At 66.8% G+C, this 20,234-nt stretch carries 20 protein-coding genes; 13 read left to right on the forward strand and 7 right to left on the reverse strand.

Annotated features, from left to right (window positions below):
• Positions 1-83: 83 nt before the first annotated feature.
• Positions 84-1,007, forward strand: a complete 924-nt coding sequence (locus tag HUU99_RS08560; RefSeq protein ID WP_174286160.1) for a right-handed parallel beta-helix repeat-containing protein — start codon at positions 84-86, stop codon at positions 1,005-1,007.
• A gap of 157 nt (positions 1,008-1,164) precedes the next feature.
• Here HUU99_RS08560 and HUU99_RS08565 read toward each other — a convergent pair whose 3' ends face one another.
• Positions 1,165-2,853, reverse strand: coding sequence for an alkaline phosphatase family protein (locus HUU99_RS08565; protein WP_254603052.1), 1,689 nt, complete (start codon positions 2,851-2,853; stop codon positions 1,165-1,167).
• A 74-nt stretch (positions 2,854-2,927) separates the two neighbouring features.
• Between HUU99_RS08565 and HUU99_RS08570 the strand changes: the two genes are divergently transcribed.
• The 5 genes from HUU99_RS08570 to HUU99_RS08590 all read left to right on the forward strand — a co-directional run bounded on the left by HUU99_RS08570 (position 2,928) and on the right by HUU99_RS08590 (position 8,664).
• On the forward strand, positions 2,928-4,958 hold the full coding sequence (locus HUU99_RS08570; protein WP_174286161.1) for a protein-disulfide reductase DsbD family protein: 2,031 nt from the start codon (positions 2,928-2,930) through the stop codon (positions 4,956-4,958).
• 74 nt (positions 4,959-5,032) lie between these two features.
• The gene (locus tag HUU99_RS08575) at positions 5,033-5,398 is read left to right on the forward strand and encodes a hypothetical protein (protein ID WP_174286162.1); all 366 of its coding nucleotides are present in this window, start codon (positions 5,033-5,035) and stop codon (positions 5,396-5,398) included.
• A gap of 2 nt (positions 5,399-5,400) precedes the next feature.
• Entirely contained in the window at positions 5,401-6,909 is a 1,509-nt protein-coding gene (locus HUU99_RS08580; protein WP_174286163.1) for a circularly permuted type 2 ATP-grasp protein, read from the forward strand.
• A complete protein-coding gene (locus HUU99_RS08585; RefSeq protein WP_174286164.1) occupies positions 6,909-7,844 on the forward strand; it encodes an alpha-E domain-containing protein in 936 nt (311 codons plus the stop codon). The genes HUU99_RS08580 and HUU99_RS08585 overlap by 1 nt, the downstream gene beginning before the upstream one ends.
• Positions 7,845-7,863: 19 nt before the next feature.
• Positions 7,864-8,664: a transglutaminase family protein gene (locus HUU99_RS08590; protein WP_174286165.1), complete on the forward strand. Its 801-nt coding sequence runs from the start codon at positions 7,864-7,866 to the stop codon at positions 8,662-8,664.
• On the opposite strand, the gene HUU99_RS08595 is transcribed toward HUU99_RS08590, so the two are convergent.
• Positions 8,661-9,449: an arginyltransferase gene (locus tag HUU99_RS08595; RefSeq protein WP_174286166.1), complete on the reverse strand. Its 789-nt coding sequence runs from the start codon at positions 9,447-9,449 to the stop codon at positions 8,661-8,663. The two genes, HUU99_RS08590 and HUU99_RS08595, sit on opposite strands and share 4 nt — an antisense overlap.
• Before the next feature lie 164 nt (positions 9,450-9,613).
• Here HUU99_RS08595 and HUU99_RS08600 point away from each other — a divergent pair, with 164 nt between their 5' ends.
• Complete coding sequence (locus tag HUU99_RS08600; protein WP_254603054.1) at positions 9,614-9,955, forward strand: hypothetical protein; 342 nt, start codon at positions 9,614-9,616, stop codon at positions 9,953-9,955.
• A 100-nt stretch (positions 9,956-10,055) separates the two neighbouring features.
• Here HUU99_RS08600 and HUU99_RS08605 read toward each other — a convergent pair whose 3' ends face one another.
• Complete coding sequence (locus tag HUU99_RS08605) at positions 10,056-11,300, reverse strand: threonine ammonia-lyase (protein WP_174286167.1); 1,245 nt, start codon at positions 11,298-11,300, stop codon at positions 10,056-10,058.
• A gap of 128 nt (positions 11,301-11,428) precedes the next feature.
• Between HUU99_RS08605 and HUU99_RS08610 the strand changes: the two genes are divergently transcribed.
• Complete coding sequence (locus HUU99_RS08610) at positions 11,429-13,030, forward strand: amidohydrolase (protein WP_375380098.1); 1,602 nt, start codon at positions 11,429-11,431, stop codon at positions 13,028-13,030.
• Between the two features lie 71 nt (positions 13,031-13,101).
• Positions 13,102-13,500, forward strand: a complete 399-nt coding sequence (locus HUU99_RS08615; protein WP_174286169.1) for a glycine zipper 2TM domain-containing protein — start codon at positions 13,102-13,104, stop codon at positions 13,498-13,500.
• 81 nt (positions 13,501-13,581) lie between these two features.
• Here HUU99_RS08615 and ctrA read toward each other — a convergent pair whose 3' ends face one another.
• The 3 genes from ctrA to HUU99_RS08630 form a co-directional block, all read right to left on the reverse strand.
• Positions 13,582-14,277 carry a response regulator transcription factor CtrA gene (ctrA, locus tag HUU99_RS08620; protein WP_174286170.1) on the reverse strand — a complete coding sequence of 232 codons (696 nt, stop codon included), beginning with the start codon at positions 14,275-14,277 and terminating at the stop codon, positions 13,582-13,584.
• 100 nt (positions 14,278-14,377) lie between these two features.
• Positions 14,378-15,472: an AI-2E family transporter gene (locus HUU99_RS08625; RefSeq protein ID WP_174286171.1), complete on the reverse strand. Its 1,095-nt coding sequence runs from the start codon at positions 15,470-15,472 to the stop codon at positions 14,378-14,380.
• Positions 15,469-16,353: a LysR family transcriptional regulator gene (locus HUU99_RS08630; RefSeq protein ID WP_174286172.1), complete on the reverse strand. Its 885-nt coding sequence runs from the start codon at positions 16,351-16,353 to the stop codon at positions 15,469-15,471. The genes HUU99_RS08625 and HUU99_RS08630 overlap by 4 nt, the downstream gene beginning before the upstream one ends.
• Before the next feature lie 116 nt (positions 16,354-16,469).
• Here HUU99_RS08630 and HUU99_RS08635 point away from each other — a divergent pair, with 116 nt between their 5' ends.
• Positions 16,470-17,201, forward strand: coding sequence for a pirin family protein (locus tag HUU99_RS08635; RefSeq protein WP_174286173.1), 732 nt, complete (start codon positions 16,470-16,472; stop codon positions 17,199-17,201).
• Between the two features lie 30 nt (positions 17,202-17,231).
• A complete protein-coding gene (gene wrbA, locus HUU99_RS08640; protein WP_174286174.1) occupies positions 17,232-17,831 on the forward strand; it encodes an NAD(P)H:quinone oxidoreductase in 600 nt (199 codons plus the stop codon).
• Between the two features lie 239 nt (positions 17,832-18,070).
• Here the strand turns inward: wrbA and HUU99_RS08645 are convergent, their stop codons facing one another.
• The gene (locus HUU99_RS08645) at positions 18,071-18,814 is read right to left on the reverse strand and encodes a M15 family metallopeptidase (RefSeq protein WP_174286175.1); all 744 of its coding nucleotides are present in this window, start codon (positions 18,812-18,814) and stop codon (positions 18,071-18,073) included.
• Between the two features lie 47 nt (positions 18,815-18,861).
• Between HUU99_RS08645 and HUU99_RS08650 the strand changes: the two genes are divergently transcribed.
• Together HUU99_RS08650 and HUU99_RS08655 are read left to right on the forward strand one after the other, a co-directional pair.
• Positions 18,862-19,509, forward strand: a complete 648-nt coding sequence (locus HUU99_RS08650) for an RluA family pseudouridine synthase (protein ID WP_174286176.1) — start codon at positions 18,862-18,864, stop codon at positions 19,507-19,509.
• A 134-nt stretch (positions 19,510-19,643) separates the two neighbouring features.
• Positions 19,644-20,000 (forward strand): endonuclease domain-containing protein, encoded by a 357-nt coding sequence (locus HUU99_RS08655; protein ID WP_174286177.1) that lies wholly within the window; start codon positions 19,644-19,646, stop codon positions 19,998-20,000.
• Positions 20,001-20,234 lie beyond the last annotated feature (234 nt).

Genomic DNA, 20,234 nt, shown 5'->3' on the forward strand with positions numbered 1-20,234 from the left:
AGCAGCGGACGGCCGGCGTTAACCCCGAATACGACTGGCATGGGCAGGCGGTTGCGTACAGGCCGGTGCGGAAAGGATTTCCCATGAAACGATCGTTCCTGGCGCTCGCGCTCCTGACCGCCGCCCCCGCCGCCGCGCAGACGACCGCGCCCTTCACGATCGGCGGGCAGGGGTTCGCGACGTTGCAGGCGGCGGTGGACTCGGTTCGGCTCGGTACCGCGACGATCCTGATCGCGCCCGGCACCTATCGCGACTGCGCGATCCAGCAGGGCGGGCGGATCACCTTCCGCGCCACGACGCCGGGCACCGCGATCTTCCAGGGCGGTGCGTGCGAAGGCAAGGCGACGCTGGTGCTGCGGGGCAGCGCATCGGTGGTGGACGGGCTGGTGTTCCGCGACGTGCATGTCGGCGACGGCAACGGCGCTGGCGTGCGAACGGAACTTGGGGATCTGACCGTCGTCAACTCGATGTTCCTCGACAGTCAGGAAGGGATATTGGGTGGCCAGCCCACCGGCCAGCGGATCACGATCGACCGGTCGACCTTTTCCGGGCTCGGCCAGTGCGACCAGACGCCCGATTGCGCGCATGCGATCTATCTGGCCAACAAGGGCCATGTCACGATCACCAATTCACGGTTCGAGCGCGGTCGCGGCGGGCATTATGTGAAGCTGCGCGTGCCGAACGTCGTCATCACCGACAACAGCTTCGACGATACCGGCGGTCGCAAGACGAACTACATGATCGACCTGCCCGACGGCGCGACCGGGCTGATCGCGCGCAATGTCTTCGTGCAGGGCAGCCACAAGGAAAATCATTCCGGGCTGATCGTCGTCGCCGCGGAGGCACGGACCTATCCCTCGACCGGCTTACGCGTCGAGGACAACGACGCGCGGCTGTCGCCGGGGGATACGACCAGCCCGGCGTTCGTGGCGGATCTGAGCCATGACCGGCTGGCGGTCGGGACGAACCGGCTGGGGCCGGGGCTGCGGGGGTTCGAGACGCGGTAGACCGCATCGCGCTGATCCGATCGGTGCGTATGTCGATCTAGCCCCCACCCCGGCGGAGGCCGGGGCCCAGTTGCAAGACGATAATGGCGACGCGATGCCCTTCATCACGCAAACCGTAGCAACTGGGCCCCGGCCTTCGCCGGGGTGGGGTTAAAGGCTATCCGCCGCAATTCTTCGCCGCGCCGCCGCCCAGTTCCAGACATACCCCGTCCACCACCGGCGTCGGGACCTTCGCGACGCCCGCCAGCGTCGGCGCGATGTCGACCGTTTCGATCGGTGCGGTGCGCGTGTCCTTCGCCGCTCCCGGCCACCAGAACAGGATCGGGACCTGCCGGTCGTAATCCCAGGGGCTGCCATGCCCCGCGACCACGTCGCCCGGTCCGCGCGGCATGCCGAAGCTGGTGCGCGGGGCATAGGCGACCGCGATGTCGCCCGATCGCGTCGGATCATAGCTTTCGTGGAAGCGCTGATCCATCGACAGCTTGTCCGGCGGGGTGTGCGGCGGCACGACTGCGGCCTCGACCTCGGCGCGGGTGAAGATGTCGCGGACCTCGGGCTGTTTCTTCAGCCAGGCGATCGCTGCGGCCTGCACCTTGGCATGCAGGTCCGCGTCGGGGCCGACATTGACGTACAATTGCTGCGGATCGTCGCCGACGATGGGTTCGTAGGACAGGTTCAGCGTTCCCTCGACCGCCTTGTTCAGTCGCCCGACGAACGCGGCGCTGTCGAGGCGGCTCGCATCGGCGTCATGGCGATGTTCGCGCTCCGCCGCGTCGGTGCCGCCATGGTCCGCGGTCATCACGACGACGAAGGGTATGTTCTGGCTGCCGAGGAAGGTCAGGAACTTGCCCAATGTCGCGTCGAGCGCCGCCTGCTGCACGCACATCTCCGGACCGCCATTGCCGTAGCGATGGCCGACATAGTCGTTTGCCGAGAAACTGACCGCCAGCACGTCCGTCGCCGGGCCGTGGCCGAGATGATGCGCCGTCACGACATTCTCCGCAAACGCCTCGAGCGCCTGGTCGAATAGCGGCGAAGCGCGCAGATTGTCCTGGAAATCGGTGGTTTCCAGAAACGCCGGATTTTCCTCGACATGCGCGGCGAGATCGGGCGGGATGGCACCGGACAGCGTGATCTTGCCGAACGTCTCCGGCTTTTCCAGCGCGGCGCAGGTCGGGGACGCGGCGGGCCAGATGACGGGCGGCGCAGCCTTCCAGCGCGCGAACAGCGCGGTGTCGTAGCGCTTGAGCGCGGTCGTCACCGCAGGGCCTGCAGGCCCGGCGAAGGTCGAGGTCGTGAACCCGACCCCGTCGACCCACCAATAGGCACCGTCGGGATGCTGCCCGCCCATCGTGATTGCGGCGCGGTCCTTGCCCGACAGCGCATAGCTGCGCGCGCCGGGTTCGGCGGCCTTCACCCAATCGCCCAGCGTCGTGACGTGCAGGTTCTGCGGCCCGCGCGCGTTCGGATCGGACGATCCCGGCGTCGCGACGCAGTAGATCGCGGAGCCGGTCTTCAGGTCGAACCAGCTGTTCGCGATGATGCCGGTGGCGGCGGGATGACGGCCGGACAGGATCGTCGAATGCCCCGGACAGGTCTCGGTCGCGGCATGGCTTTGATAGCCGACCGGGTAGGCGACGCCGTCGCTCAGCGTGCGCAAGCCGCCGGTGTAGCCGGCGAGATAGCGGCGATAGAGTTCGGACGAGAATTGATCGACCGAGATGGCGACGATGAGTTTGGGTTTCTCCGGCGCGGGTGTGCCGGCGCTCTGCGCCAGCGCCGGGGCGGAGAAGAGGAGTGCCGAGGCGGCTGTGGCGATAAAATTGGTGGCACGCATCGCGTCCATTCTCCGATCGTGTAGATGATGTTTTACCCTGCTACGGTGTCGCAGGCGGTCGGCGCAATTGGAACGATGAACTGATGACGAAACTCGGTTGCCGATTGATGACACTGCTTGCGCTGCTGCTGGCCTGGACGACCGTCGTCCGGGCCGACACCTTCGGCGCGCCGAGCCGGCATCTGCCGATGACGTTGGTCGCGGAAAGCGTCGTGCCCCGCGCCGGCGGCACCGTGACGATCGCGATCGATACGCAGCCCGAGGCGGGGTGGCACGGCTATTGGCTGAACCCCGGCGATGCGGGCTTTCCCGCCAGGCTGGACTGGACGTTGCCCGCGGGCGCGAAGGTCGATGGCCTGCGCTATCCGGTGCCGACGACGATGCTCGTCGCTGGGCTGATGAACTATGTCTACAAGGCACCCTATGCGCCGCTGGTGACGCTGAGCGTCCCCGCCGGGCTCCCGATGGGTGCGAAACTGCCGGTCCGGCTGAAGGCGGATTATCTGGTCTGCACCGACAGTATCTGCGTGCCCGAGGCGCAGACGCTGGCGATGGACCTGACCGTCGGCGACGGCACGATCGCCCCGGCAACTCGTGCCGGCTTCGACGCCTGGCGCAGGGCGATCCCCAGGCCGCTCGGCAGCGCGGCGGCGTATCGGGTGAAGGACGCGAGCCTGCGGATCGCGGTCCCCTATCCGGCCGGCGCGGTGGCGGCCGACGCGTATTTCTTTCCGACCACGACCGGCGCAGTGGATTATGCCGCGCCGCAGACGGTGACGCGCGACGGCGACATGCTGACGATCGCGACCAAGATCGCGGCGGGTTCGAAGCCGGCGGGGCCGATCGAGGGCGTGCTGCGGATCGGAGCGGCGCAGGGGCTGATGCTGTCCGCGGCACCGGGCGGATTGCCGGGGTCGACGGAGACGAACGGGCGCGGGGTGCCGGCGACGACGCTGATCGCATTCCTCGGCGCGGTGCTGGGAGGGCTGATCCTCAACATCATGCCCTGTGTGTTCCCGATCCTGAGCCTGAAGGCGCTTAGCCTGGCGAAGGGCAATACCGACGCCCGGACCGCGCGGCACGATGCGTTGGCGTACACAGCGGGGGTGATCCTGGTGCTGCTGGCGCTTGGCGGCGCGATCCTGGCGCTGCGGGCCGGTGGTAGTGCGGTCGGGTGGGCGTTCCAGTTGCAGGATCCGCGCGCGATCGTCGTGCTGCTGTTGCTGTCCGTCACCATCGCGCTCAACCTGGCCGGACTATTCGAGGTGCCGATGCCGCGCTTCGCAGGGGCGAGCGGGGTCAGCGGTTCGTTCGCGACGGGTGCGCTCGCCGCGTTCGTTGCGACGCCGTGCACGGGGCCGTTCATGGGTGCGGCGCTGGGCGCGGCGCTCGTGTTGCCGTGGTTCGCGGCGCTCGCGATCTTCGGTGGTCTGGGACTGGGGCTCGCGCTGCCGTTCCTGGCGATCGGGTTCGTGCCGGCGCTGCGGCGGCGGCTGCCGAGGCCCGGCCTGTGGATGGAGACGTTCCGGCACATCCTGTCGGTGCCGATGTGGCTGACTGCCATCGCGCTCGCCTGGGTGCTCGGGCGGCAGGCCGGTGTGGATGCGCAGAGTTTCGCGCTTGTCATGGCGCTGGTGCTTGGCATCGTCTTCTGGATCGCCGGCACGCGGCAACGGCGCGGCGCGGCGGCGGGGCTCGTGATGGGTCTTGGTATCGTCGCGATCATGACGGTGGGTGTCCTGGCGTTGCCGAAGGCCGTCCACGGTGCACCGGCGAGCGCAGCGGGCGCGGAGCCGTTCACCGAAACCAGGCTCGCTTCGCTGCGCGCGGCGAAGCGTCCCGTCTTCGCCTATTTCACCGCAGACTGGTGCCTGATATGCAAGGTCAACGAGAAGACCGCGATCGAGGCCGCCGCCACCCGCGCGGCGTTCGCGAAGCACAACGTCGCGGTACTGGTCGGCGACTGGACCGACGGCGACCCCGCGCTCGGTCGCTTCATCCAGGCACATAACCGGGCGGGCGTGCCGCTGTACCTCTATTACCCGCCCGGTGCCGCGGAACCGCAAGTGCTGGCGCAGGTGCTGACGACCGGGATGCTGGAGGCATTGCGATGAAAGCGATGGCGACCGCGCTCATCGCGGTGACGGGCGAAGAGCGTCCCCGACCCCGTCGCCTGGGCGGCGTGACGATGACCGCGCTCAAGACGGTCGGGCATACGCCGGGTTGCACGAGCTGGGCGCTGCCGGTGCGCGACGATGTGCGGATATTGCATGTTCTGTTCGCCTGCAGCCTGACCGTCGGTGGCCATCGGCTTATCGGCAATGCGGGCTATCCAGACATCGTCGAGGTTTCGCAAATGGCGAAGCGCCGGGCCCGGGCCGGCGATCGGAATGCCTGGGTCGATCCGGCGCAGCTCGGCCGGCCCGTCGCTGTAGAGAAGACCGCGGTCGAGAAGGCGCTGGCGCTGAGCTTCGCGAAATGCCCTGTCCCCCTTGTGCGGTGCAGCGAAGCCGGGCAGCATGGAACCGACGCGACCATGGGGATTTTATCGTAACGATGGGGCAACGACCGGCGTTCGACGAGATCATGGGGCATGGCGACGCGACCACCCCGCGCCCCGACCTTGCCGCGCTCGGTCGCTGGCTCGAAACCACGCCCGAAGCCGAACTTCGCCGGCGTCAACAGGCGGCTGAGACGACGTTCCGCCAATTGGGCATCACCTTCGCGGTCTATGGCGACAACGATGCCGGCGAGCGGATCATCCCGTTCGACATCGTGCCGCGCGTGTTCCTGCACGACGAATGGGCGCGGCTGTCCGAAGGGCTGGTGCAGCGGGTCGATGCGATCAACGCGTTCCTCGACGATATCTACGGCGCGCGGCGCATCCTGGCGGAGGGCGTTCTGCCCGCCGACCTGATCTTCGGCAATCCGCAGTTCCGGCCCGAAATCGCCGGCATCCGCCCGCCGCACGGCATCTGGGCGCATATCTGCGGGATCGATCTGGTACGCACCGGTCCCGACGATTTCTTCGTATTGGAGGACAATGCGCGGACGCCGTCGGGGGTCAGCTATATGCTCGAAAATCGCGAGGCGATGCTGCGGCTGTGCCCCGAACTGTTCCGCGAATTCCGCGTCGCTGCGGTCGACAGCTATCCCGACCGGCTGCTGGAGACGATGCAGTCGGTCGCGCCGCATGGGGCGGGGCAGAGCCCGGTCTGCGTCGTCCTGACGCCGGGGCATTATAACTCGGCCTATTACGAACACAGCTTCCTCGCCGATACGATGGGCGTCGAACTGGTCGAGGCGGCGGATCTGGTCGTCGACGACGATATCGTCTGGATGCGGACGATCGCCGGGCGGGTGAAGGTGGACGTGATCTACCGCCGGATCGACGACGATTATCTCGATCCGCTCGTCTTCCGCCCCGACAGTACGCTCGGCGTGCCGGGACTGATCGCGGCGTATGCGGCGGGCAACGTGGCGATCATGAACGCGCCGGGCAACGGCATCGCGGACGACAAGGCGATCTACAGCTACATGCCCGAGATCGTGAAATTCTATTCCGGCGGCGCGCCCAAGCTGCCCAATGTCGAGACCTGGCGCTGCCGCGAGCCGCAGGCTTTGCAATATGTCCTCGATCATCTGGACGAGGTGGTCGTGAAGCTGGTCGACGGATCGGGCGGCTATGGCATGCTCGTCGGCCCGACCGCGTCGCGACAGGAGATCGAGGATTTCCGGGCGGCGCTGATCGCCGAGCCGCATCGCTACATCGCGCAGCCGACGCTGGCGCTGTCCACCGTTCCGACGCTGGTGGATAGCGGCCTCAGCCCGCGTCACGTCGATTTCCGGCCGTTCGTCCTGTCGGGATCGAAGGGGGTGCAGGTCGTACCCGGGGGGCTGACCCGCGTCGCGTTGAAGGAGGGGTCGCTGGTCGTCAATTCCAGTCAGGGGGGCGGGACCAAGGACAGTTTCGTGCTGATGGCGGATCAGGCGCAGTCGATGGGCGCGGGCACGATGACGCAGACGATGGGCGGGATGACGCAGACGCTCGGGCGGATGGCGTGATGCTTTCGCGTACCGCGTCGTCGCTCTACTGGCTCGGCCGTTACTTCGAGCGGGCGGATTTCATCGCGCGGCTGGTGGAGGCGACGGTTCGGCTCGACGTGCTGTCGTCGCGGCCGGCGGGCGAGGCGGCATGGGCATCGGCGCTGGCCGTGCTGGATACCGAGGACGCGTTCGAGGCGGGCGGCGGTTCGTTGACCCAGGGAAGCGTGGCGCGGTTCCTGACGATCGACGCGTCGCACCCCGGCTCGATCGTCCGCTGCCTCGACAGGGCGCGCAACAACGCCAGGGCGGTGCGAACCGCGCTGACCCGCGAAGCCTGGACCGCGATCAACCGTGCCTGGCTGACGTTCGAGCATCGTGCCAGCACCGGCGGGACCGCCGCGACGCTGAACCTGGTGGAGACGGTGAAGACGGAAACGCGCGGTTTCGAAGGTGCCGTCCACCGCATGCTGCGAAACCAGACCACCTGGTTCATCCGCCTGGGGCAGACCGTGGAGCGGGCGGACAACACCGCGCGGCTGCTCGACGTGAAATACCATATCCTGTTGCCCGAAGGCGAAAAGGTCGGCGGTGTCGTCGACCGCGATCAATGGACCACGATCCTTCAGACCGTATCGGCGGTCACCGCCTATCGCTGGCTCTACAGCGAGGGGTTGAAACCGGGCAACGTCATCGACCTGCTGATCGCGCGGCCCGAATTGCCGCGCAGCATCGCCGCATCGGTGGAGGAGGCGGTCGATATCCTGGGTCTGCTCGCCAAGCGGACGGGGCATCACGGCGAAGCGGACCGGATGGCGCGGATGCGATCGACCCGGCTTGGCAAGACGCGGTCCAATGAGGTGATCGTGTCCGGGCTGCACCAGTATCTGCAGGCCTTCATCACCGAAAACGATCTGCTTCACGCGGCGATCGGGCGGCAGTTCAAGTTCCACTAGACCGGTAATTGGGGGACGCATGCGGCTGTCGATCGACCACCGGACGATGTACCGGTTCAGCGCGCCGCAGGAGCGGCTGGTCCAGATGCTGCGGCTGACCCCGGAGAACACGCACGATCAGACGATCGCGTCCTGGCGGATCGACGTCGATTGCGACGCACGGTTGCGTGACGGGCGCGACGGCTTCGGGAACGCGATCACCATGCTGTACGTCGAAGGACCGATCGACGGCCTGGCGATCACCGTGCACGGCGCGGTGCTGACCAGCCATTCGAGCGGCGTGGTGCAGGGCACGAACGAGCCGCTGCCGCCGGCCCTGTTCCTGCGCGAAACCGCCGCGACGCCGCGCGATGCCAGCATCGCCGAATTCGCGCGGGATGTCGACGCGGAGAATAGCGTGCTCGGCCGGCTGCATTCGATCAACCGGGTGCTGAACGACCGGTTCGTACTGGACATCGGCCGCGGCGAGCCGATGCTCGATGCGGCGACCGCGTTCGGCCGCGACAGCGCGACCGCGCGCGACCTCGCACAGATCTTCGCGGTGGCCGCGCGGTCGCTGGATATCCCTGCGCGCTATGTTTCCGGGTATCGGCTGGCGGAGGGGGAGCATCAACCGACCCCGCACGGCTGGGCCGAGGCGCATGTCGACGGGCTCGGCTGGATCGGGTTCGATCCGAGCACCGGCCAATGCCCGGAAGAAGACCATGTCCGTGTCGCGATCGCGCTGGATGCGGCGGGGGCGGCACCCGTCGCGGGATCCCGCCTCGGCGTCGGGGCGGAAATCCTGGACGTGGATGTCGTCGTTTCGCTGGACGTCTAAGCCAGTTCGTCCTGCAACGCCGCCTGGACGGCCGGCGATACCGGTCGGGCATCTTCCGGCATCAATCGCCAGCCGCGGGGGCCAAGCATCTCGATCGGGCGGAAGCGCGTCTTGTAGGCCATGCGCGCCGAGCCCTTCACCCAATAGCCGAGATACACATAGGGCAGGCCAGCGTCGCGGGCGCGCAGGATGTGGTCCATGATGATGAAATTGCCGAGCCCCGGCCGGTCGGCGTCGTCTGCTGCGAAGAAACTGTAGATCATCGAAAGGCCGTCGGCCTGCCGGTCGGTCAGGCACGCCCCGACCAGCCGGCCACGCGCGCCGCCGACCGACGGCTCGCGATATTCCACGATCAGCGAGTTGACGGGCGAATGCTCGATCATGTCGGCATAATCGTCCTCGTCCATTCCGGCCATGCCGCCGCCCGGGTGGCGCGCGGTCAGATAGCGGCGAAGCAGCTGGAATTGCTCGTCCGTCGCCCAGGCACGGCAGGTGCCGATCTCCAGGTCCTGGTGGCGCTTCAGCAGGCGGCGCTGCGTTCCGGTGGGTATGAATTCATGCGTCACGACCCGCACCGACACGCAGGCCGAACACCCCGCGCAGCTCGGACGGTAGGCCACCCCCTGGCTGCGGCGAAAACCGATCCGGCCCAGCGCATCGTTCAGTTCGCCGGCATGCGGCCCCGTCAGCTCGGTGAAGACCTTGCGTTCCTGCCGACCGGGGAGATACGGGCATGGCGACGGGCTGGTCACGAAGAAACGTGGGAAGCGGAATGGCGCGGTCAACGGCAGGTCCTGTCAGCGCGTGATCGTCATCGACCCCGTCGCACCCCGTATTAACCGGCCTGAGCGTCCTGAAAAGCGGCTTTACCACGATTATGGGTTAACGAAGCCACACTGAAGCGCAATTCGGCCGAATGAAGCTTTAAACCCATGACTTAGCGAAAGGGTTGGGCTATTATTATGTTGCATTGCGGAACGATCGCGGTGCATTGGCGTTGGCGATGATTGGTTGGTTTAGAGGGAGAAATGGTATGACGTTGAAGAAAGTGATCGGCAGCTTGGCCGCGATGGCGCTCGGTGTGACATCGATCGCGTCCTCGGCGTATGCCGCCCCCGTCGCCAACCCGGCGGCTTCGCTGTCGCTGGGCGATGCGGCACGCGTCGGTACGGTTTCGCGTCACAAGAGCAAGATCGCCGGTATCGGTCCGCTCTATGCCCTGTTGATCGTCGCCGGCGTGGTTGCGATCGGTGTTGTGGCTGCAACCCAGGATAAGTCGTCGAGCAACTGATCCGACGCGATCTTTGATTGCAGGATTTTGAAGGGCCCGGTCGAAAGACCGGGCCCTTTTCATGTCGGCCGCCTGTTTGCCGGCCAGCCTTTCCGCCGGTTCAATCCTGCTCGACGATGCTCGTATCGTAACCGCCGACGCGTAACGCCGCAACCAAGCGGTCGAGATGCGCCCGGTCGCGCGTTTCGCATTCGATGTCGGTCACCAGGCCCTTTGCGGGCAGCGACGTGAAGATCCGCTGATGATAGACTTCAATGATGTTCACGCGCTGCTGATCGAAGATGCGGGCCACGTTGAACAGCGCACCCGGCTGGTCCTTCAAGCGTATGCGCAGCCGAGCGAGCCGCCCCGATCGCGCCAGATCGCGTAACAGCACGTTGGCAAGCAGCCGCGTATCGATATTCCCGCCGCACAATACGATCCCGACGATCTTTCCGCGGAATTTATCGGGATAGGCCAGCAATGCCGCGAGTCCTGCCGAACCCGCCCCCTCGACCACGGTCTTCTCGATCTGCAGCAACAGGCTGACGGCCTCTTCCAGCGCGCGTTCGCTGACCAGCAGGATGTCGTCGACCAGTTCGGCGACCATATGCGACGTGATCGCGCCTGGTTCCTTGACCGCGATTCCTTCCGCCAGCGTATCGCCCGCGCACGGCATGTCGGTGCCGTTGATCCGGTTGTACATCGACGGGAACAGCTCCGCCTCGACGCCGTAGATCATGATCGGATGATCGGCCTCGCGCGCGACCGTCGCCATGCCGGAGATCAAGCCGCCGCCGCCGATCGGGACGATCAACGTATCGATCGCGGGCACGTCCGCCAGCATTTCGACCGCGACGGTGCCTTGGCCAGCGATGATCCGCGGATCGTCGAACGGATGGACGAAGGCGAGCCCGCGCTCCGCCTCCATCAGCCGCGCATGCGCATAGGCGGCGTCGAACGTCTCGCCTTCCAGGATGACGGTCGCCTTGTGGCCTTCGGTCTGCATGACCTTCACGGTCGGCGTATTGGTGGGCATCACGATCGTCGCCGGGATGCCGAGCCGATCGGCATGATAGGCCAACCCTTGCGCGTGGTTGCCCGCGGACGCCGCGATCACGCCCTTGGCGCGGGCTTCGTCGGACAATTGCAACAGCGTATTGAGCGCGCCGCGTTCCTTGTAGGCGGCGGTGAACTGCAGGTTTTCGAACTTCAGATACACCGTCGCACCCGTCATACCGGACAGCGTCTTGCTGATCAGTGTCGGCGTCCGGACGATCTGGTCCGCGATGCGCGCATGCGCGGTGTGGACATCCGCCAGCGAGACGGGGAGCTTGATGGGCGAAGCGGATGCGAGACTAGCCATGATCTGCGGCTAGACCATCTGGCGCAGCGGGGGAACACGGCTTAGACGCGAACACCATGGCTACACGCATTTCCGACCGATTTGGACCGACCGTTCGCACATTCGCATTGCTGCTGGCGATCGCGCCGATGCCGGCCTTCGCCGATGCGCTGATCGACAATGTCGATGGCATCACGCTCGACAAGGACGGACGGGTCGTTCGCTTCACCGGGCTGCTGATGACGCTCGACGGGCATGTCACGCGGTTGCTGGCTGCAAAGGAGAAGCGCCCGGACAAGCTCGACTGGCGCGCCGATATGAAGGGGCGGGTGATGCTGCCGGGGTTCGTCGATGCGCATGGCCATGTCATGGAGCTTGGGTTCCGCGCCCTCGAACTCGATATTTCGGACACGAAATCGCTGGCCGAGGCGCAGGCGAAGATCGCCGCGTATGTGGCGGCGAACCCCGAACGCAAATGGATCCTCGGCGGCGGCTGGAACCAGGAGCGCTGGGGGCTGGGCCGTTTTCCGACGGCGGCGGAACTGGATGCGGCGGTCGGCGACCGGCCGGTCTGGCTGTCGCGGGCGGACGGCCATGCCGGCTGGGGCAACACCGCCGCGCTGAAGGCGGCGGGCGTGACCGCGAAGAGCGTCGCGCCGGCGGGCGGGCGAATCGAGAAGGCGGGCGGCGTACCGTCGGGCGTCTTCGTCGACGCGGCGCAGGCGCTGGTCGGCAAGGTCGTGCCGCCGCCGCTCGCCAAGGACCGCGACGCGGCGCTGCTGAAGGCGCAGGCCATGCTGCTGGCGTTCGGCATCACCGCGACCTGCGACATGGCGATGAGTCTCGACGACTGGATGACCTATCGTCGGATGGGCGACGTCGGCGCGCTGCGGGTGCGGATCGTCACCTATGGTCTGGGCGTCGAGACGGCGGTGCAGATCGGCGGGACGGGCCCGACACCGTGGCTGTACAACGACCGGTTGCGGATGGTGGGCGTCAAGCTGTTCGCCGACGGCGCGCTCGGTTCGCGCGGCGCATGGTTGAAGGCGCCGTACAGCGATGCACCGGGGCAGGCGGGCGCGGGCTTCATGACCGACGACGTGATCCGCAACCGGATGAGCCGCGCGGCGATGGACGGGTACCAGGTCGCTGTCCACGCGATCGGCGACAAGGCCAACGCGCAGGTCGTGGGCGCGATCGAGGACATGGCGCAGACCTACAAGGGCGACCGGCGCTGGCGGGTCGAACATGCGCAGGTCGTCGACATCGTCGACCTGCCGCGGTTCGGGAAGAACGGCATCGTCGCATCGATGCAGCCGACTCATGCGACCAGCGACCGCGCGATGGCAGAGGCGCGGCTCGGCCCGGCGCGGCTTGCGGGGGCCTATGCATGGAACACCATGCTTCGGAACGGCGCGGTGCTGGCGTTCGGATCGGACTATCCGGTCGAAAGCCCCGACCCCTTTGCCGGCTGGGCCGCGGCCTTCACCAGGCAGGACGCGAATGGCGAGCCGTTCGGCGGCTGGCGACCCGAAGAGCGCGTGACGCGCGAACAGGCCTGGAAGGCGTTCACGATCGATGCCGCCTATGCCGGGTTCGCCGAGGACAAATATGGCCGCCTCGCCCCCGGCCAGCGCGCCGATTTCATCATCGTCGACCGCGATCCGACACTCGCCAGCCCGACCGACCTGCGCCAGACCAGGGTCGAGGAGACGTGGGTCGGCGGAGAGAAGGTGTACGCGCGGCGCTAGGGCGATCGGCTGGATGCCGGACCCATTTGCGAGACCTGATGGTTGGACCAAGACAGATCAGGAGAACAGTCGTGAAAAAGTCCATCCTCGCCGCCACGCTTATGGCGATCGTCGCAACCCCAATGGCGCTGCCCAGCGTCGCGGTGGCTCAGAACCGGGACTATGGACAGAACCGGGACTATGGCTGGCATGGCGACGAGAATCGCGCCGACTGGAATCCGCGCGACAACTATCAGCAGCGTGGTCGCGATGATCGCGCGCTCGGGCGCGACGACCGGGTCTATCGCGGCCGTGACGGCCGTGCCTATTGCAGGCGCAACGATGGCACCACTGGGCTGGTCGTCGGCGCGATCGGCGGCGGTGTGCTGGGCAATGTCCTCGGCGGCGGTACGCTCGGCACGCTGCTTGGGGCCGGCGGCGGCGCATTGCTTGGTCGGTCGGTCGACCGCGGCAAGGTGCGTTGCCGCTGAACGGGCGGCGTCGCGCCGGATCGAAAAAGGCCGCGGCACCCCCCGGTACCGCGGCGTTTCCTGTCTCGAGGACAGGATCGTTCAGGCGACCTGCGCCACCTCGTCGGGTTCGCGCAGCACATAGCCGCGGCCCCAGACCGTCTCGATATAATTCTCGCCGTCGCACGCCAGGCTCAGCTTCTTGCGCAGCTTGCAGATGAAGACGTCGATGATCTTCAGTTCCGGCTCGTCCATCCCGCCATAGAGATGATTGAGGAACATCTCCTTGGTCAGCGTCGTGCCCTTGCGGAGCGAGAGCAGCTCCAGCATCGCATATTCCTTGCCGGTCAGATGCACCCGGGCACTGTCGACCTCGACCGTCTTAGCGTCCAGGTTGACCGCCAGCTTGCCGGTGCGGATGACGCTTTGCGAATGGCCCTTGGAGCGACGGACGACCGCATGGATGCGCGCGACCAGTTCCTCGCGGTGGAACGGCTTGGTGACGTAATCGTCCGCGCCGAAGCCGAAGGAGCGGACCTTGCTGTCCATCTCGTTCACACCCGACAGGATGAGTACCGGCGTGGAGACCCGCGCGACGCGCAGTTTCTTCAGCACGTCGTAGCCGTGCATGTCGGGCAGGTTCAGATCGAGCAGGATGATGTCGTAGTCATACAGCTTGCCGAGGTCCAAACCCTCTTCGCCCAGGTCCGTCGTGTAGACGTTGAACCCTTCGGTCGTCAGCATTAGTTCGATCGCCTTGGCGGTCGTCGGTTCGTCCTCGATCAGCAGTACGCGCATGGCATTCCCCCGTTCTTGAGGACGCGCCAACCCTAGGCTGCGTCGCTCCGGCAAGATTCATTAACCAAAGAACGTCTGAAGGCAAAAGGTTAATTTCAGTTTAATCCAGCGATTCCGGCGAGTCGCGGACGGGCTCCGGGCGTGCGATCAGCAGATCATGGTCCGCCCGGGGTATATCCTCGCCCAGCACCTCGCGCAGATACAGGCTGCGCACGAGCGTGAAGATGACGACGAGCAGCGCCATCGAGAAGAACAGCCCGAACAATCCGAACACCGTGCCGATGCCGATGATCGCGAACACGGTGACCGCGGGCGGGATCGAGACGACCCGGCTGGTGACGAACGGGGTCACGAAATTCGTCTGTACCACGCGCACGACGGCATAGGTGACGAGCGTCCCGATGACCGGCCCGCTGCCGTTGGTCGCCGCCAGCCCAAGCGCCGGCAGCATCGCCGCGGTCGGCCCGATATAGGGGATGAATTCCGACAGCCCGGCCAGAAGCCCGAGCGCCGCCGCTGACGGAACGTCCGCGATCCACAGGCCGACACCGACGAACAGCCCCATCGTCGTCATCTGGATAACCTCGGCGCGCAGCCAGAGCCGCAGCGTCGAGCCGAGATCGAACAGCGCATCCTCGAACGCCGCGCGCTTGCCGGGGGGCACCAGCATCAGGAAGCCGCGTTCGTATTTCCTGGGCTCGACCGCGAAGAACAGGCTGCCGAACAGCAACAATACGAAATTGACGAGCAACTCGCCGCCACCCTGGACGAGCCCGCCGACGTCCTGCGCCGCCTTGCTGCCCGCGTACGCCGCCTGGACCGCGGCGACGATCTTGGCGCCGACCGGCGATTGCGACGCCCACGCCGCGAGTTGTTTCAACAGATCGGGCAGGCGGACGATCAACAGATTGACCTGCGCGCGGAACTGCACGCCGAACAGCCAGCCGAGAAAGCCTATCGCCGCCAGCACGGTCAGCATCGCCAACCCGAGCGCGACCTTTTCGGGCAGGCGCAGCCGTTCCCGGTACGTCCGCGCGATCGCGTGGATCAGGATCGCCCCCAGTGTCGACCCGAACGCCAGGATCAGCAGATCGCCCGCGCGGTACAGCGCGGCGGTGACCGCAGCGATCACGATCAGGATGATGACACGCCGGATGAAGCGGGCGTCCTCGGCGTCGGGGGCAAGCCGGTTCATCGCAGTCGCTCCGTCAGGAAGGTCATCAGCGCCTCGACGCGCGCGGGGCGCAGCGGGCTTGGCGGAGTCAGCAGATGGAGGCCGATCTCGGCGGGCCGCCAGTCCGGCAGGATCTCGACGACCGCGCCCGAGGCCAGATGCTCGCCAAGGATGAAATCGGGCAGCCGCGCGATGCCGAGGCCCGACAGCAGCGCGGGCAGGAGCGCCTCGCCGCTATTGGCGCTGAGCGGGCCACTGGCCTTCACGAACACCTCCGCCCCGCCGGGCCCCGCGAACCGCCACGGCCCGGTCATGTTGGTATAACCGAGCAGCCGGTGCGTCGACAGGTCGGTCGGATGCTTCGGGACGCCGTACCGTTCGAGATAGGCGGGCGCGGCGACGAGATGTGCACCGATCCCGCACAGCCGCCGTGCCCGCAACGAGCTGTCGGGCAATGTCGCGATCCGGAGCGCCACGTCGAACCCTTCCGCCACGATATCGACGCGCGCGTCGGATAGGTGCAGTTCGATCTCGATCGCCGGATGGTCCGCGAGGAATTCGGCGAGCAGCGGCGCGACATTGACGACCCCGAAGCTCATCGGCGCGGCGACGCGGATCCGCCCGGCTGGCAGGCGTGCACCGTCCTGCGCGCTTTCCTCCGCCGCACGCGCCTCCGCCAGGATGCGCGCCGCCTGTTCGGCCAGCGGCCGGCCGGCCTCGGTCAGCGCGAGCCGGCGCGAGGTGCGGTGGAACAGCGACGTGCCGAGATGCCCCTCCAGCCGCGACACCGCTTTCGACACGGTGGCCTTGGACAGGCCGAGCGTATCCGCGGCGGCGCTGAACGAATGATGTTCCACGACGGTCGCGAAGATCGCCCAGGCCTCGAAATCGGGTAATCGCATCGTCCTGTTCCCCCGATTCCAGCAGTTCATGTTAATTGGAGAAACCATCGGTTTCCAGCGTTTCCGTTTACGCGCGGCGCACGCACCTTATCTTGTCCCCAACCAAGGAGGCTCCCATGCTCGCCACCCAGACCCGTCGCGACACGACCACGATCGACCGTCGTCCCTTCGCCAGCCTCGGCCGTGCCGATCACGGCTGGCTCGACGCGCGGCATCATTTCTCGTTTGCCGGCTATCATGACCCCGATCGGATGGGGTGGGGGTCGATCCGTGTCTGGAACGACGACCGGATCGCCGCGAACACCGGCTTCCCGCCGCATCCGCATTCGGACATGGAGATCATCACCTATGTCCGTTCGGGCGCGATCACGCATCAGGATTCGATGGGCAATCGCGGCCGCACGGGGGCCGGGGACGTCCAGGTGATGAGCGCAGGCTCGGGTGTCCGGCACGCCGAATACAATCTGGAAGCCGAACCGACGACGCTGTTCCAGATCTGGATCGAACCCGCCGTCCGCGGCGGTACGCCGAGCTGGGGCGCGAAGCCGTTTCCCAAGGGCGACCGGTCGGGCCGGTTCGTCGTGCTGGCCAGCGGTTTCGCCGACGATGCCGACGCGCTTCGTATCCGTGCGGAGGCGCGCGTCATGGGCGCGACGCTGAAGCCGGGCGAGCGCATCGAACATAGCGTCGGTGTGGGACGACACGCCTATCTCGTTCCCGCCACCGGCGCGATCACGATCGACGGCGAACGAATCGACACCCGCGACGGCGTCGCCCTTTCCGGCGGCCGGACGTTCCGTATCGCCGCGATCGACGAGGCCGAACTGGTCCTCGTCGATGCCGAATAGATCCGCGCCACTCCACCGAAAGGTAGTCCCATGACCAAGGTCCTCGTCCTCTATTATTCCTCCTACGGCCATATCGAACAGATGGCCGACGCCGTCGCCGAAGGCGCACGTTCGGCCGGTGCCGAAGTCGACATCCGCCGCGTCGCGGAAACCGCGCCGCCCGCCGTCGTCGAGGCGGCACATTTCAAGACCGACAGCAAGCATCCCGTCATCGAAAGCCCCGACATACTCGCCGAGTACGATGCGATCGTCGTCGGCGCGCCGACGCGTTTCGGCCGGATGCCCAGCCAGATGGCGGCGTTCTGGGACACGACGGGCGGCTTGTGGTTCAAGGGCGCGCTGATCGGCAAGGTCGGCGGCGCGTTCACCTCCACCGGCAGCCAGCATGGCGGGCAGGAGACGACCCTGTTCTCGATCATCACCAACCTGCTCCATCAGGGCCTGACGATCGTCGGACTCGATTACGGTTTCCAGGCGCAGATGGGGGTCGAAGAGGTGAAGGGCGGATCGCCCTACGGCGCGACGACGATTTCGGACGGCGACGGCAGCCGCCAGCCGCAACCGGAGGAACTCGACGCCGCGCGCTATCAGGGCAAACGGATCGCCGAGACCGCGGCGAAGCTGGCGTAGGGCCATCCAGAAACGCTCCTCCTCCTCCCGGGGGACGGCTAGAATTGATCGTCATCCCGGGCTCGTCCCGGGATCCAGAGCAAAGCAGCGCATCGCTTGCGGCCCTGGATCCCGGCACGAGGCCGGGATGACGAGAGGTGAACCGCCAGCACCATCCTCCCTCTTTACCCGGCGAACGCCGGGGTCCAGGGTTACAGGCGGTTCGCTCGTGATCCTGGGCCCCGGCTTTCACCGGGGAACTAGCGGCGTTTCTCCGCCGCTGGCGTGGCCGCCGGGGCAGGGCTCACCACCGGCACCGGCGGCTGCGCCGTCACCCGCACCATCAGCGGCCCGACCGCCGGGTTCGCGGGGAATCGCACCCGCGCGCAGGCAAACACCCGGCGCGCCGTCGCCGCATCCGGCAGATCGGCATTGCGGCCGACCCAGCGCCAATGCCACGGCTCCCACTTCACCTGCTGCTTGTTGCCGCCGGGGAACGATTGCTCGAACCCGAACCGCGGCGCGTTCGCCAGCAGCCACCGCGCCTGGGGCGACGCGGCCATGCAGGCATCGACGTCGGGGCACCCGTTCGCCGGCCGCACCGCGAAGTCGAGCGCATAGCCGGTGGCATGTTCGCTATAGCCGGGCGGCGCGACCGAGATCGCGCGATCGGCCGCCCCGCCCTCCGGCCGCTCGCGCCCGAAAATCGCGATCTGCCGTTCGACCGATCGGAAACAGGACAAGGCCAGCAATCGGCCACCGGCGCGCGGATCGGTCCTCGCCGCTGCCAGCAATGCCGCGAGATCGGGCAGCACGGCGTTTCGCAACCGGCAATCGCGCCGGACGGTTTCCTCGGATGGAACCGATGCCAATGTCTCTTCGGGCGCGTTGTCGTAGCGGAAATGCCCGAGCAGCCGGAAATCGGGGCAGCTTTGCGCCCCCAGAGGCGTGGCGGTCAGGGCAAGGATCGCGACCGCGAGCGGGATCGTGCTGCGGCGCGTCATCCGACCGGCTCTGGCATGCACACCCGCATGGTGGCAAGGGCGGCGGCATGCTCGTCAACCACGTCCTGTTCCTCGATGGCGAAGCGCTCGTCATCGACAAGCCCGCCGGGCTCCCCGTCGATCGTCCGCGCGACGGATCGCTCAGCCTGGAGAACCAGCTCGACAGCCTGAAGTTCGGCTTCAAGCGCTGGCCGCAGGCGGTCCACCGGCTCGACCGCGACACCAGCGGCTGCCTGCTGCTGTCGCGCAACCCCAAGGCGCATGCGCGGCTGCAACAGGCGTTCGAGCAGGGGCTGGTCGGCAAGCGCTATCTCGCGGTGCTGGACGGCGTGCCGGTGGGCGAGGGCGGCACGATCGACCTTGCGCTTGGCAAGACCAGCACGCGCGAGGATGGCTGGCAGATCGTCCCCGACAAGGCCGGCAAGGCGGCGCGCACCGACTGGCGGCTGCTGACGGTCTTCGAGGGCCGCGCATTGGTGGAGTTCATCCCCGCGACCGGGCGCACGCACCAGATCCGCGTGCATGCGGCATCGGGGCTGGGCGTGCCGGTGGTCGGCGATCCGGTCTATGGCCATGCCGATATCGGGGGGATGCTGCTCCACGCCGCCGAACTGACCGTGCCGCGAGAGGGCAAGGAGACGATCGCGGCGAAGGCGCCGTTGCCGGACCGGTTCGGCTCGTTCCGGGAGGGTTGAGTTGCATGGGGCGGCGATCGTGGTGGCTGATTTTATTGGTGAACCGACATATTCCTAGCCCTCTCCCGCTTTCGCGGGAGAGGGTTGGGTGAGGGTCTTCCTTCTTTACGCCTAATGCCGCTAACCTTACTCCGATGTACCCAGTGCACCGCCAGATCAGCCGTCATGCCGGTCGCCTGAGACGCGAGCGGACCGACGTGGAACAGATCATCTGGCTCGCCGTCCGCAATCGTCGCCTCGGCGGCTTCAAATTTCGCGAGCAACATACGATCGGCAGCCGGTACGTCGCCGATTTCGTCTGCATCGCGGCCCGGCTGATCGTCGAATTGGACGGGAGCCAACACACCGCCGATGCCGATGCGGCGCGCACCGCTTTCCTAGAAGGACAGGGTTATCGGGTCATCCGGTTCTGGAACAGCGAGGTGATCGAGAATCGCGATGGGGTGTTGGAGACTATCCTCGCCATACTCGTAGAACAAACCAAGCGGTAAAAGAAGACCCTCACCCAACCCTCTCCCGCGAAAGCGGGAGAGGGCTAAGAAAGAAGGTTTGCAAGCGGGCGCTTCCTCCCCGACGTTTTATCGTCCCATAGCTTGGGTCTCGTTATGGGTAGGCCTATAGCATAGTCCGCCAACGAACGGCGACAAGTGGTGGAGGCTGTGTGAGAACAGCCTTTAGCGCTGTCGGCAGTCACGCGCAGCGCGTTGGATGTTACGCCTGCATCG

The organism is Sphingomonas bacterium (genome assembly GCF_903642285.1).
GTDB lineage: Bacteria > Pseudomonadota > Alphaproteobacteria > Sphingomonadales > Sphingomonadaceae > Sphingomonas.